Annotated in this window: 11 protein-coding genes; 10 read left to right on the top strand and 1 reads right to left on the bottom strand. The window is 42.8% G+C overall.

Features of this window, described 5'->3' with window-relative positions:
- The first annotated feature begins 23 nt into the window (after positions 1 to 23).
- Genes A5867_RS15700 through A5867_RS15685 form a run of 4 tightly spaced genes read left to right on the top strand, consistent with a single transcriptional unit; the run spans position 24 to position 3,510 of the window.
- The gene (locus A5867_RS15700) at positions 24 to 776 is read left to right on the top strand and encodes a sugar phosphate isomerase/epimerase (protein ID WP_087628012.1); all 753 of its coding nucleotides are present in this window, start codon (positions 24 to 26) and stop codon (positions 774 to 776) included.
- Positions 773 to 1,492 (top strand): trehalose utilization protein ThuA, encoded by a 720-nt coding sequence (locus tag A5867_RS15695; protein WP_016609470.1) that lies wholly within the window; start codon positions 773 to 775, stop codon positions 1,490 to 1,492. The genes A5867_RS15700 and A5867_RS15695 overlap by 4 nt, the downstream gene beginning before the upstream one ends.
- Positions 1,489 to 2,457: a sugar phosphate isomerase/epimerase gene (locus A5867_RS15690; RefSeq protein WP_005228209.1), complete on the top strand. Its 969-nt coding sequence runs from the start codon at positions 1,489 to 1,491 to the stop codon at positions 2,455 to 2,457. Before A5867_RS15695 ends, A5867_RS15690 begins: the two co-directional genes overlap by 4 nt.
- A gap of 24 nt (positions 2,458 to 2,481) precedes the next feature.
- The gene (locus A5867_RS15685) at positions 2,482 to 3,510 is read left to right on the top strand and encodes a Gfo/Idh/MocA family oxidoreductase (RefSeq protein ID WP_010749991.1); all 1,029 of its coding nucleotides are present in this window, start codon (positions 2,482 to 2,484) and stop codon (positions 3,508 to 3,510) included.
- 79 nt (positions 3,511 to 3,589) lie between these two features.
- Here A5867_RS15685 and A5867_RS15680 read toward each other — a convergent pair whose 3' ends face one another.
- A complete protein-coding gene (locus A5867_RS15680; protein ID WP_008380365.1) occupies positions 3,590 to 4,498 on the bottom strand; it encodes a helix-turn-helix domain-containing protein in 909 nt (302 codons plus the stop codon).
- A gap of 246 nt (positions 4,499 to 4,744) precedes the next feature.
- Here A5867_RS15680 and A5867_RS15675 point away from each other — a divergent pair, with 246 nt between their 5' ends.
- The 6 genes from A5867_RS15675 (at position 4,745) to A5867_RS15650 (ending at position 12,246) form a co-directional block, all read left to right on the top strand.
- On the top strand, positions 4,745 to 5,986 hold the full coding sequence (locus A5867_RS15675) for an extracellular solute-binding protein (protein WP_086337881.1): 1,242 nt from the start codon (positions 4,745 to 4,747) through the stop codon (positions 5,984 to 5,986).
- Between the two features lie 158 nt (positions 5,987 to 6,144).
- Positions 6,145 to 7,020, top strand: a complete 876-nt coding sequence (locus A5867_RS15670) for a sugar ABC transporter permease (protein WP_016609464.1) — start codon at positions 6,145 to 6,147, stop codon at positions 7,018 to 7,020.
- 11 nt (positions 7,021 to 7,031) lie between these two features.
- The gene (locus A5867_RS15665) at positions 7,032 to 7,865 is read left to right on the top strand and encodes a carbohydrate ABC transporter permease (RefSeq protein ID WP_087628011.1); all 834 of its coding nucleotides are present in this window, start codon (positions 7,032 to 7,034) and stop codon (positions 7,863 to 7,865) included.
- A gap of 18 nt (positions 7,866 to 7,883) precedes the next feature.
- Positions 7,884 to 9,677, top strand: coding sequence for a glycoside hydrolase family 2 TIM barrel-domain containing protein (locus A5867_RS15660; RefSeq protein WP_087628010.1), 1,794 nt, complete (start codon positions 7,884 to 7,886; stop codon positions 9,675 to 9,677).
- A 30-nt stretch (positions 9,678 to 9,707) separates the two neighbouring features.
- The gene (locus tag A5867_RS15655; protein ID WP_087628009.1) at positions 9,708 to 11,114 is read left to right on the top strand and encodes a glycoside hydrolase family 43 protein; all 1,407 of its coding nucleotides are present in this window, start codon (positions 9,708 to 9,710) and stop codon (positions 11,112 to 11,114) included.
- A 205-nt stretch (positions 11,115 to 11,319) separates the two neighbouring features.
- Positions 11,320 to 12,246: an alpha/beta hydrolase gene (locus A5867_RS15650; RefSeq protein ID WP_087628008.1), complete on the top strand. Its 927-nt coding sequence runs from the start codon at positions 11,320 to 11,322 to the stop codon at positions 12,244 to 12,246.
- Positions 12,247 to 12,305 lie beyond the last annotated feature (59 nt).

Raw genomic sequence — 12,305 nt, 5'->3', positions numbered from 1 at the left:
TGGAAGAAAAGGAGCGAGCATAAATGACAAAACCGAAAATCGCTTTACAGCTTTGGAGTATTCAAGAGGACTGCAAGACAGATCTTTTTGAAGCGTTGAAAACAGTTAAACAAAACGGCTATGACGGTGTTGAATTTGCCGGTTATCATGGACACAGTGCTGCTCAGATCAAAGAAATGCTGGAGCAGTTGGATTTGGCGGTCGCGGCTTCCCATATCCCGTTTGAAGCATTGCGAGATCGTTTTGAAGAAACCGTCACTTTTGAAAAAACGATTGGCAATCAACGGATCGTCATTCCGTATGCCAGTTTTGATTCTTTCGAAAAATGGCAAGCTTTTGCTGCGGAGCTGACCCAGATCACCCAAAAATTGCATGCAGAAGGGCTGACTTGCTACTACCACAACCATGCCCATGAATTTACTGAAGTTGCTGGAGAATCTATGATCGATGAACTGATCAAAGACAATCCGCAACTGCGTTTGGAAGCCGACCTTTACTGGTTAGCCTTTGCAAACGTGGCTGTTTTACCTTGGCTAAAGGAACGCGAAACGAAGGTCGGCTTGGTTCATATCAAAGATATGCAAGAGCAGCCGCAGGAAAGCACCGAGATCGGCAATGGGATTTTACCAATCAAGTCGTATGTAGAAGCAGCTAAAGCATTAGAACTACCATGGTTGATCGTCGAGCAAGAAGCGTTTCAAAAATTCGCTCCTTTAGAAGCCAGCGGGATTGATTATCTGCAATTAAAAAACATCGTAGAGGAGGTCTACCAATGATCCATGTTACGGTATGGAACGAGTTTCGTCATGAAAAAACAAATAAGACCGTCCAAAAAATGTATCCCGAAGGAATCCATGGTCAAATTGCCAAGTTTTTAGAAGAGGATGATTTCCAAGTGCGAACGGCGACCCTTGATGAACCAGAACACGGGTTGACGGAGCAAGTATTGGCTGATACGGATGTGTTGGTTTGGTGGGGCCATATGGCGCACGAAGAAGTCGATGATGCTATCGTTGCTCGTGTGCAGCAGCGTGTATGGGAAGGAATGGGACTGATCGTCTTGCATTCTGGTCATTTTTCGAAAATCTTTAAAAACTTGATGGGAACGTCGTGCGATTTGAAATGGCGGGTAGACGATCAGCATGCACGGATCTGGAATGTCAATCCGAGCCACCCAATCGTTGAAGGAGTCGGCGAATGGATCGAACTAGAGCAAGAGGAAATGTATGGCGAGCACTTTGATATTCCAGCGCCGGACGAATTGATCTTTGTCAGTTGGTTCCCTGGTGGTGAAGTTTTCCGCAGCGGCTGTACATTCCGCCGTGGGAATGGCAAGATCTTCTATTTCCAGCCTGGTCATGAGACATTCCCAAGCTATTACAATCCCAAAGTGCAAAAAGTGATCCAAAATGCGGCTCGCTGGTGTGCACCAACAGAAAATCGTTACCCAACATATGGGCATTTTCAAGCAATTGAGGAGGAAAGAAAATGAAATTAGGTGTTTTTACCCCGTTATTCAATCAACTTAGCTTTGAAGAAATGATCGATGAAGTAGCGAAAAAAGGGCTGCAAACCGTCGAGATCGGTACCGGTGGTTCTCCAGGCAATGCCCACTTAGACATTGACCGTTTACTAGCAAGTGAAGCAGAGCGAAAAGAATACTTAGCGAAATTAGCTGATAAAGGATTGGAAATCTCAGCTTTGAGCTGTCACAACAACCCAATCTCTCCATTAAAAGCAGAAGCGCAAGAAGCCGATGAACTTTTGCGCAAAACCATCAAATTAGCCAGCTTAATGAATGTACCTGTTGTGAACGGATTTTCAGGCGTTTCAGGCGGAAATGCAACAGATACACAAGTCAACTGGCCAGTATTGCCATGGCCAACGGAATACGATGACAATTATAATTATCAATGGGAACAAAAACTGATTCCTTATTGGAAAGGCATCAACACGGAAGCGGAAGCGGCTGGTGTTAAAATTGGGATCGAACTTCATGGTGGCTTTTTGGCACATACCCCTTATACGATGTTGAAACTGCGGGATGCTGCGGGGAAAGCCATCGGCTGTAACTTGGATCCAAGTCATTTATGGTGGCAAGGGATCGACCCAGTGGCAGCGGTCAAAATCTTAGGGGAAGCCGATGCGATCCATCACTTCCATGCCAAAGATACGTATTTGGATCAAGACAATATCAACATGCATGGCTTGACGGACATGCAGCCATATAGCAATGTCAAAACCCGAGCTTGGACCTTCCGTTCAGTCGGTTGCGGCCACAGCTTACAAGTCTGGTCAGATATTATTTCTGCGCTTAGAATTTATGGGTATGATTATGTCTTGAGTATTGAACATGAAGATCCAATCATGTCCATTGATGAAGGACTGACTCGTGCCATCAGTAACTTGAAGACGATTATGATCCGTGAAGAAGCTTCATCCATGTGGTGGGCATAAGAAGAAAACCGAGGAGTGTCAGACATGAGTGCAATCAATTTTGCAGTAATCGGATATGGCGGCATGGGTGCGTACCATGTACACAATATCTTACCAAATGAAAACGAACGAATCCACATCGTAGGAACTTACGATATCAATGAAGAACGTCAAGCGATCTCCCAAGAAAAAGGCCATAAGATCTTTAAAAGCTATGATGAAGTCTTAGCCGATGAGACGATCGAAGCAGTATTGATCGCCACACCTAATGACTTGCACAAAGAGTTATCGATCGCTGCGTTGAAAGCAGGCAAACATGTTGTTTGTGAGAAGCCTGTTGCGCTGAATACTGCGGAACTAGATGAGATCGTGGCGGTTGCCCAAGAAACTGGCAATACCTTTATGGTTCACCAAAACCGCCGTTGGGATCCTGATTTTCTACTTGTACGCGAACTGTACCGTAATGGACAGATCGGTGATTTGTTCCAATTAGAATCACGGGTCCAAGGGGCAAACGGCATCCCAGGAGACTGGCGCCATGTGAAAAAACAAGGTGGGGGAATGCTTTTAGACTGGGGCGTTCACTTGCTGGATCAAATGTTATGGCTGATCGACAGTCCAGTGAAAGATGTTAAAGCGGATCTTAGCTTTGTGTTGGGGGAAGAAGTCGATGATGGGTTCTTCGCTTTGATTACCTTTGAAAATGGGGTCAAAGCAATCGTGGAAGTTGGAACCTCCAATTACACGCAATTGCCTCGCTGGTACATCAAAGGAACAGAAGGAACAGCCACCATCACCGATTGGGATTTAAATGGGGAAATGGTGCAAGCAACAGGTCGCGAAGATGTGGCAGCACCAAAACCAGTCCAAGCAGGCGTCGGCTTGACGAAAACGATGGCACCCCCATCGGAATTGGCAGCCAAAGAAATTCCTTTCCCGAAAGCCGAAGCAGATTTTGAACCTTTCTACAAGAATTTTTACAACGTTGTACGCAACGGTGCCGAACCTATCGTTAAAAACGAAGAAGTCCGAGCAGTGATGCAGTTGATCGAACGCATTTTTGCCACAGCGTAAGAGAATAGAAAAAAAGCACTAGCTGAGGGAGTGATCTCTTTTCGCTACGTGCTTTTTTTGTGTAATGAAACGATAACAGTTACTCCGATACGTAAAAATTGAACAATAAATCTTGAGGATAATTTCCCCATCGATCGCCGAAGATGGTCAAACCACCAGCATTTTCGGCAGTTGCAGGTGCAGCAATTTTAAAGGTGAAAAAATCACTGTGGTCTAAGTCGATTTCATTCAGGTTGTGATCGGTTAATTTTTCTCCATCGAGGGAAGTATCATAGCGATTGATGCGTAAATGCTTAAGTAATCCATATTGACTGAACTCATCGATCCACCATTGCGGAGTCAGAGAACCTCTGACATCCGAAAAGTTTCCTGGTACGGTATAGCTACCGATGCAGTGATTGTTTAAGTAAAAGGAAAGATCGCTGGGCCAATAGTTATTCGAAATGGGGAACTCTGAAGCGATCTCCATACTAATTTCTAGTAATTCAATTTTTTCACCATTTTTCAAAGGATTTGGGATTTTGTATTCTAAAAAACCGTTATTTAGCCAGATGATACTTGCATCAACACGTTCTTGATCCAGAAAAGATTTTGGATCATCTAAGGCGCCAATCAAGCGGTCTTTGGTCGCCATTCCACAAGAAGGCTCAGCTTTAAAATCGGTGAAGTGGCCAATTTTCACGGATTGGGAGGTTAGATTCATTTCTGGAAACACTTTTGCTGGGAAATTGATATTGATGAAATCAGTTTTTAGAGATAAATATTTTTTCTTCCAGTCTTGCCCCGATCCTTTTTCTGTTTTAATCAACTGAGCTTCTTCGAGTTTACGGATATGTTTGGTCATCAAAGCATTGCTGATTGCTAATTTTTGTCCAATTTCACTGATGCTTTTCTTCTTATCGCCTAATTCTCTTAAAATCGCTAAGCGAGTTTCATTTGCCAGTGCTTCGTAGATCGGTAAAGATGCGTTCGTTAGATCCAATTCCATAGCGATCACCTCGTTATACTAAAATGTTTAATGAAAAGATGGTTTAATTATAACACAACCTTGTGAATTTACAAAATAGTAAAATGATGTTTATTTTGGATATCCCTTGTTAAAATAATGTTGACAGCGCTTTATATTTATAGTAACTTTACGGTGTAAACATTATTCGACGATAGTCTAACGATTATGTTTATTGATAACTGGATGTCATTTTACTTTTTAGTTAAATTAAAAGGAGTGTAAAAAATGAAAGTAAGTAAATCAATTGTTTTAGTAGGGACAAGCTTATTATGCACAGTGTTGTTAGCTGCTTGTGGCGGAAGTGGTAGCTCAAGTAATAATTCAGAAATTTTGCTTTGGTCTTCGACAACAGGACCGGACGGTGAAAAAATCAAAAAAACGATTGATCAATACAATGAAACAGACCCAGACTTTAAAGTGAAGTTAGTAAGCATGCAAGGTGACACCTTTACTTCAAAGTTGACGACTGCGGGGAAATCAGGGAAAGGTGTCCCTGATTTGGCTTTGATCGCCTCAGAAGCTTTGCCTACGTATAAACACCAAGACATGCTTGAAACTTGGGATGACATGATCGATGGGACAGAATTGGCACGGGAAAACTACGTAGAAGCTGCTTGGGACACTGGTGTAGTGGATGATAGTCAATATGGGATTCCGGCAACCATGGGTTCGTGGGTGATGTATTACAACCAAGATTTGGTGGATAAATATGTTCCAGGAGCGTTGGATGATGGCGTAGTGACGTACGAAGAAATCAGACAAGCTGGGGAAAAAGCAAAAGCAGATGGTATCTATAGTTTTGGCTATACATGGGGCATGCAGAATTATTCGAATCTCTACCAACAAATGGGTGGGGAATGGCAAGATGCACAAGGAAACATCAATATCGATAATGAGTTTTCTTACAATGCCGTTCAAGAGTTTAAGGATCTATACGATGCCGGCTACATGGTCCCAGATGGTGAAGATGCAAATAAACTTTTTGCAAACCAGCAGCTGATTTTTCTTCCAGAAGGAACATGGATGCTAAGTAATATGGAAGAAATCAGTGACTTCACTTGGGGTCAAACATTTACTCCTCAATGGAATGCGGAACATATCATTCAGGGTTCAGGCGTCGATCAGTTTGCGATGTTCAAAACGAACGAGGAACGTTCCGATGAAAAGAAAAGTGGCATGGTCGACTTTCTGACTTGGTTACAAGCAAACCAATTAGAGTGGGTCAAATCAGGTGCAAATCCTACTTCCTTAGCAATGCTAGACAATGAAGAATATGTTGAGATGCCACAATCCTTCTTATTGAAGACAGAAAAAGGACAAGCGGCAATTTCTGTTAACGCAGTTGATGGCTTATCGTATATCTTTGGTGAATATGATAATCGTTCATGGGACATGATCACAGGAAAAGCAGATATTCAAACGACTTTTGGTGAGATCCAAAAAGTTGTAGAAGAAAAGATGAAATAATCTTCTCACGTGGAGGCTGTGGCAGAAGGAAGAGCGACCATAAAAGAATTCAGTCCATTTTTTGATAGGGTAGGAATTCTGATGGGGAGGCTTAAAGGGCTGTCACAGTCGTTTCTTGTTGAGAGCTGCACTAGAAATACAAGGAAGGATGGGTATTGATGAAAAAAAGGTTAAATGGCTGGCCAATCGTTTTTATTGGTCCACATATGCTCCTTTTTCTTTTATTCTTTTTAGTTCCTGCAGTGATTGGGATCTATGTTTCTTTTACTGAATGGGATCTGTTCAGTACACCGATTTTTGTCGGGTTTGATAATTTTAAAACGATTTTGTTTGATCAAGACTCGTTGTATCATACGCAATTTTTTAATGGAATGAAAAATACGCTGTTTTTTGCGGCAATCTCCGTTCCGTTATGTATTGTAATTCCCTTGTTGCTAGCGGTTGCATTATCTGCTAAACCAAAAATGATGCGTTTTTTTCAATCGATTCTCTACCTGCCAACATTATTTGCAATCTCTGCCGTCATGATTATTTGGGGGTTCCTTTTGAGCAAATCTTTTGGACCGATCAAAGAAGTATTCGGTATCGACATCAATTTTGTAGGCACGCAACCATGGGCATGGATCGCTATTTTGATCGTGACGATTTGGTGGACATTAGGTGGGAATCTAATTATTTATGTTGCTGCATTAAATGGCGTCTCCAAAGAGCAGTTAGAAGCAGCAGAATTAGATGGTGCGAATAGTATCACGAAATTTTTCCGTATTTCTTTGCCGAGTATTCGCAACCAGCTTGTTTTTACCACGGTCATGACGACCATCGCTCAGTTTAATATTTATGGTCAGCCACTAATGCTGACGGGAGGCGGACCCAACAATTCTACTCGCGTGTTGATGATGTACATCCAAGAAAATGCCTTTGGTAGTAGTACCTCGGTTGCAGGAATTTCTTCAGCGATGGCCATTCTACTAGGTTTTGTAATCATGGCAGTTTCGATTGTGCAATTTATGGTCATCAAAAAAATGGAAAGATAGGAGGGATGAAGATGCGAGAAAACAAACTAGGGAAAAGAATTGCCTTTATTTTACTAGCGATCGTCTGTGTGATTTGGATCTTTCCTTTGATATGGGCAATTTTTACCTCGTTTAAATCGGAGGCAGAGATTCAAAAGGTTGGGTTCAGTTTGATTCCGCAAGATTGGACGCTGGCTAACTTTTTGGGCTTGTTACAAGGCAATGATTCTTCTCCTGTGTTCCGCTGGTTTGTGAATTCAATGATTATTTCAACTTCACATACGCTGTTAGTTATGGTGATCGTCTCGTTTGCGGCTTATGGCTATACACGACTCACCTTTAAGGGGAGAGATTTGATTTTTGCCTTATTGTTAGGAACGATGATGTTTCCCGGGGTGGTCAATTTGATCCCGAATTTTAAAATCGTTGATACGTTAGGTTGGGCCAATACATTTCTGGCAGTCATCGTTCCTGGAGCAGCAGGTGTTTATAACATTTTTCTCGTTCGGCAGTTCATTTTAGGGATTCCTAAAGAATTGGATGAATCGGCTGTGATCGATGGGGCCAACGAGTTTCAAATCTTTTATCATATCATTTTACCGTTGATCAAACCTGTATTGACGGTGGTTGCGTTATTTAGTTTTACTGGCTCATGGAATGACTTCTTGTGGCCATCGATCGTGATAAACGATATTGATAAATTGCCGATTACACCGGGGCTGCAATTGCTACAAGGGCAATACATGACCTATCCGGGAATTGGAACTGCTGGAGCAATCTTAGCCTTGATCCCTACCTTTTTATTGTATTTGGTGGCGCAAAAAAGCTTTATGGCGTCAATGTCGTTGCAAAGTGGCATAAAATAATTTGTTTTTGGAGGAAATATGAGTAGAGAAGAATACCCGAGACCGCAATTTGAGAGAGAAAATTGGTTAAGCTTAAATGGTGAATGGCAATTTGCCTTTGATGACCAAAATCTTGGTTTAAAAGAAAAGTGGTACACAAACGAAGCAAACTATCCGTACAAGATCAATGTTCCCTTTGTCTATCAAAGTGCATTGAGCGGCATTGATCATCGAGAAGTGCACGACGTTGTATGGTATTATCGGACCTTCGATGTGCAAGTCCCTGAAAAAAGTCGTGTCCTTTTGCATTTTGGGGCGGTGGACTATGAAGCAGATGTGTTTGTCAATGGAAATCATGTGAAAAATCATTGCGGAGGGCATACCTCGTTTGATATAGACATCACGGATGCTCTAGTATCTGGACAAGAGCAAATACTAAGTGTGCGAGCATTTGACCCGCATTTTGATGAAAGCATTCCACGGGGGAAACAATTTTGGGAAGAAGAATCAGCAGGAATCTGGTACACAAACTCAACAGGGATCTGGCAGCCAGTCTGGCTTGAAGTAGTTGCTGAAACCCATCTGCAACAGGTGAAATTTACGAGTGATTTTGATGCTGGCGCCGTGAAGATCGATGTAGAACTGAACCAGTTGCAGCCGCAAGTAGTCTTAGAATATCAAATCTATTTTAAAGATGTTTTAGTTACCAGCGGAAAGGCAGACTTTATCACTTCTAAGTTGAGTTTTGCAGTTGATATTTTCCAGCAAGAAATTTTTCGGACGAATTTTCACCACGAAGGCTGGTCTTGGACACCTGAAAAGCCGCAATTATTTGATGTTGAATTGACGCTTAGAGAAGCAGGGAATGCCATCGATCAGCTAAAAAGTTATTTTGGTATGCGTAAAATACATACAGAAAACGGTATGATTTACTTAAATAACAAGCCTTACTACCAGAAGTTGGTTCTCGATCAAGGCTATTGGCCGAGCGGCTTGTTAACTGCACCAACAGATGAGGACTTTAAACAAGACATCTTATTGGCCAAAGAAATGGGATTTAATGGTTGCCGAAAACACCAAAAAACAGAAGACCCACGCTTTTTATACTGGGCAGATAAATTAGGATTTCTTGTTTGGGGAGAGTGTGCGGCGCCGGCAATCTATACCGATCGTTCTGTGATGCGTTTGATGCAAGAGTGGGCAGAGATCATCACTCGGGACTATAGTCACCCTTCGATCGTTACTTGGGTACCAATCAATGAGAGCTGGGGTGTGCCAAAAATATCATTTGATCGTCAGCAACAGCATTTTTCTCAAGCAATGTATCACTTTATCCATTCGCTAGACCAGCAACGGTTGGTTATTTCAAATGATGGTTGGGCGATGACGGAGACAGATATTTGTGCGATTCATAATTATGCGCATGGGCAAGAATCTGAACGGCAAAAATATCTATACTTCAAAGACAGTCTCAGCACGAGAGAAAAATTGGTGAATCGAGTATCGACCCCATGGCCGATTTTCGCTGGAGGATTTTCTTATCAGGATCAGCCTATTTTATTGACCGAGTTTGGCGGTATTGGCTTCGATGTTTCGGGGCAACCCGGTTGGGGCTATACCTCAGTGGAAAATCAACAAGATTTCTTGAAGGATTATCAGCGAATCATGACAGCTGTTTATGATTCTGTCGGACTCTGGGGCTATTGCTACACTCAGTTGACAGATGTTGAACAAGAAATCAATGGATTGCTGACCTATGACCGCCAACCAAAAGTTGATTTGGCAGCGATTAAAGAGATCAATGAGCAGTTTCATCCACCACAGATAGAATAAAATGATTGGTAAGGAAAGGGGCGATGTCCGATGGGGAAATCAGCAGCTTGGCTCAGTGGAGTAAGTATCTTGATTGCTGCGCTTATGATAACCGGTTGTAGCACTGGAACTAATCCAGGGGAAGAAGTGTCCGATTTTACTTCAATTATCGATAATGATGGGGCAGATCCTTGGATCTTGCAAACGGAAGCGTTCTTTTATTATACCAAAACGACTGGGAATAATTTAACGCTTTGGCGTGCTGAAAACCTCTCTCACGTTGCTGCTGGTGAAAAAAAGGTCATCTGGGAAATGCCAGCAGAATTTGAAAGTATCTGGGCACCCGAGCTTCATTACTTAGATGATCGCTGGGTGATGTATTTCGCGGCTAATCGTCCTTCAGAAACGCATCGTATGTACGCATTAGTCAATCATCAAAAAGATCCTTACATGGGTGAGTGGCAATTGGAAGAGATCAAAGGGATGGATGATAAATTTGCGATTGATGGAACAGTTTTAGAGATCAATGACAAACGCTATTTCCTTTGGTCGGGCTGGGAAGGGTATGAAAATGTTGCGCAAAATCTTTATGTAGCGGAAATGGTCTCCCCTACGGAAGTGATTGGGGAGAAACGGCTTATCTCAGAACCAGAATATGAATGGGAAATGCGGCAAACACCATTGATCAATGAAGCCCCTCAAGTGATTATCAAAGACGAAACAGTCAATTTGGTATACTCTGCCAGTGGAAGCTGGGACAATGATTACGCTCTTGGTCTTATGACCCTAGATGTAGCTGATGATCCCCTAGAAAGAGCGAATTGGCAAAAGGAACCAGAGCCGATTTTCCAACAGACAAACACTGTCTATGGACCTGGTCATAATGGATTTGCCAAATCAAAAGATGGTTCTGAAGACTGGTTGATTTATCACGCTGCTCGGTGGGATCATTCGGGCTGGGACCGTTCAATCCGCTTGCAAAAGTTTGGTTGGGATCAAGAGGATAAAGTCCTACTGGAAGCTCCTTTGGATGAGTGGCATGTTCAAGCGTTGCCAAAAGCTGAGCCGAATCGACTGCGATTAACTGCTAGCCGTGCTTTGTTGGAAGGCGATTTAGCGCTTGTCGAAGATGAGGCAGCACTCTCTAAGAAAGTCGTCCAAGGCTTTGAATCAACGACTGACAAAATTATCTTTACCCCTCAGATTGAAGAATCAGATGAATTTCTGGTGATTGCCTATGTCAAAACCACTGATTATCTCTCCTTAAATGACCCAATTCAGGTCAAGATTGAAACGAAACAAGCAAGTCACGTGGTGGATGTCTATCCTTCCGAATATTATCAACCGCTACAAGTCCGCATGAAGTTACCGAAAGGACCGCAGGAAATCACCCTTTCGTCTGAGATTGGGGTTGACACGCTAAGTATTGATCGTTTAGAAATCGTCAAATTCCAATAAAGAATAATGAGGAAGTTTTTTTAATCCAAGCGACGGGTGATGATCGTTTGACTCCTGCTACTTTGTCTTTAGACAATGTGGCAGGATTTTTTTATCCTTGAAAATTCCCAACTCCTACCGCCATAGCCTAAAATTCCATGTATAATAAAGAAAACGACCGTTTTATTTGGCGAAGGGAAAAGAAAAAGCAAAAGAGGTGCGAACTATGAGGATGAATCAAGAGAAGCTGACTTCATCAAATGGGAAGGATCAGCTTTTTGTCAAAACGTGGCTGCCAGAAGAACAGCCGAAAGCAGTCGTGCAAATCGTTCACGGAATGATCGAACACATTGAACGTTACCACGAGTTTGCGGAATGTTTGACTACGCAAGGCTATGCGGTGGTCGGTCATGATCACTTAGGGCATGGGCAATCCGTGAAAGAAACACAGGCCTATGGGCATTTTGGTGAAAAAGAGGGCGCCAACTATTTAGTGGCAGATGTGGGAGTGGTCCATCAGTACGCAGCTGCTTGCTACCCAGACCGACCATACTTTATCTTAGGGCACAGTATGGGGTCGCTGGTGTTGCGGAATTATTTGTTTAGTCAGCCACATCCATTGTCAGGAGCGATCATCATGGGCACCACGATGGAAAAAGCCGTGCTGATGCAAGGAGGCAAACTTGTCACGAACTTGTTGCGCCCGTTTGCCGCTCAGCAATGGCCTTATCACGTAATGGAACAGCTGGTTTTTGGCCAGCACAACCGGCGTTTTCGTCCCAATCGGACCGCCAAGGATTGGTTGACCAGTGATCCGCAACAAGTGGATCGCTACTTGAAGGACCCTTACACGCAATTTCATTTTTCCTTAGCGGCTTACAAGGATCTCTTTACATTGACGCAAGCTGCCAGTGATCCGGATCAACTGCGCAGGATTGATCCAGAATTGCCGCTGCTCTTGATTTCAGGTGCAGATGATCCTGTGGGGCACTATGGCAAAAGCGTCCGCCAATTGGCTCAGCAGCTGAAGCAAAATGCTGACGTGACGATGTATTTGCTTGAGCAGGGACGTCATGAGATTTTGAATGAGCGCAACCGCGAGATCGTTTACAATGAAATTTCTCGCTGGCTGTTTGAAAAAATGCCGAAATGACGAACGTTAAGAAATTGGTAGTCTTTTCTGAAAATTCAAAATTATTTTCTCTTTTAAGG

Origin of the sequence: Enterococcus sp. 6D12_DIV0197 (assembly GCF_002174385.1) — a bacterium.
In the GTDB taxonomy this organism is placed as follows: domain Bacteria; phylum Bacillota; class Bacilli; order Lactobacillales; family Enterococcaceae; genus Enterococcus_D; species Enterococcus_D casseliflavus.
This window is presented reverse-complemented; position numbering and strand designations above follow the sequence as displayed.

Excerpts from the sequence above, each read along its gene's own strand:
- A5867_RS15670 (WP_016609464.1), top strand. The coding sequence starts at position 6,145 with ATGAAAAAAAGGTTAAATGGCTGGCCAATCGTTTTTATTGGTCCACAT.
- A5867_RS15695 (WP_016609470.1), top strand. The coding sequence starts at position 773 with ATGATCCATGTTACGGTATGGAACGAGTTTCGTCATGAAAAAACAAAT.
- A5867_RS15675 (WP_086337881.1), top strand. The coding sequence starts at position 4,745 with ATGAAAGTAAGTAAATCAATTGTTTTAGTAGGGACAAGCTTATTATGC.
- A5867_RS15700 (WP_087628012.1), top strand. The coding sequence starts at position 24 with ATGACAAAACCGAAAATCGCTTTACAGCTTTGGAGTATTCAAGAGGAC.
- A5867_RS15690 (WP_005228209.1), top strand. The coding sequence starts at position 1,489 with ATGAAATTAGGTGTTTTTACCCCGTTATTCAATCAACTTAGCTTTGAA.
- A5867_RS15655 (WP_087628009.1), top strand. The coding sequence starts at position 9,708 with ATGGGGAAATCAGCAGCTTGGCTCAGTGGAGTAAGTATCTTGATTGCT.
- A5867_RS15665 (WP_087628011.1), top strand. The coding sequence starts at position 7,032 with ATGCGAGAAAACAAACTAGGGAAAAGAATTGCCTTTATTTTACTAGCG.
- A5867_RS15680 (WP_008380365.1), bottom strand. The coding sequence starts at position 4,498 with ATGGAATTGGATCTAACGAACGCATCTTTACCGATCTACGAAGCACTG.
- A5867_RS15660 (WP_087628010.1), top strand. The coding sequence starts at position 7,884 with ATGAGTAGAGAAGAATACCCGAGACCGCAATTTGAGAGAGAAAATTGG.
- A5867_RS15650 (WP_087628008.1), top strand. The coding sequence starts at position 11,320 with ATGAGGATGAATCAAGAGAAGCTGACTTCATCAAATGGGAAGGATCAG.
- A5867_RS15685 (WP_010749991.1), top strand. The coding sequence starts at position 2,482 with ATGAGTGCAATCAATTTTGCAGTAATCGGATATGGCGGCATGGGTGCG.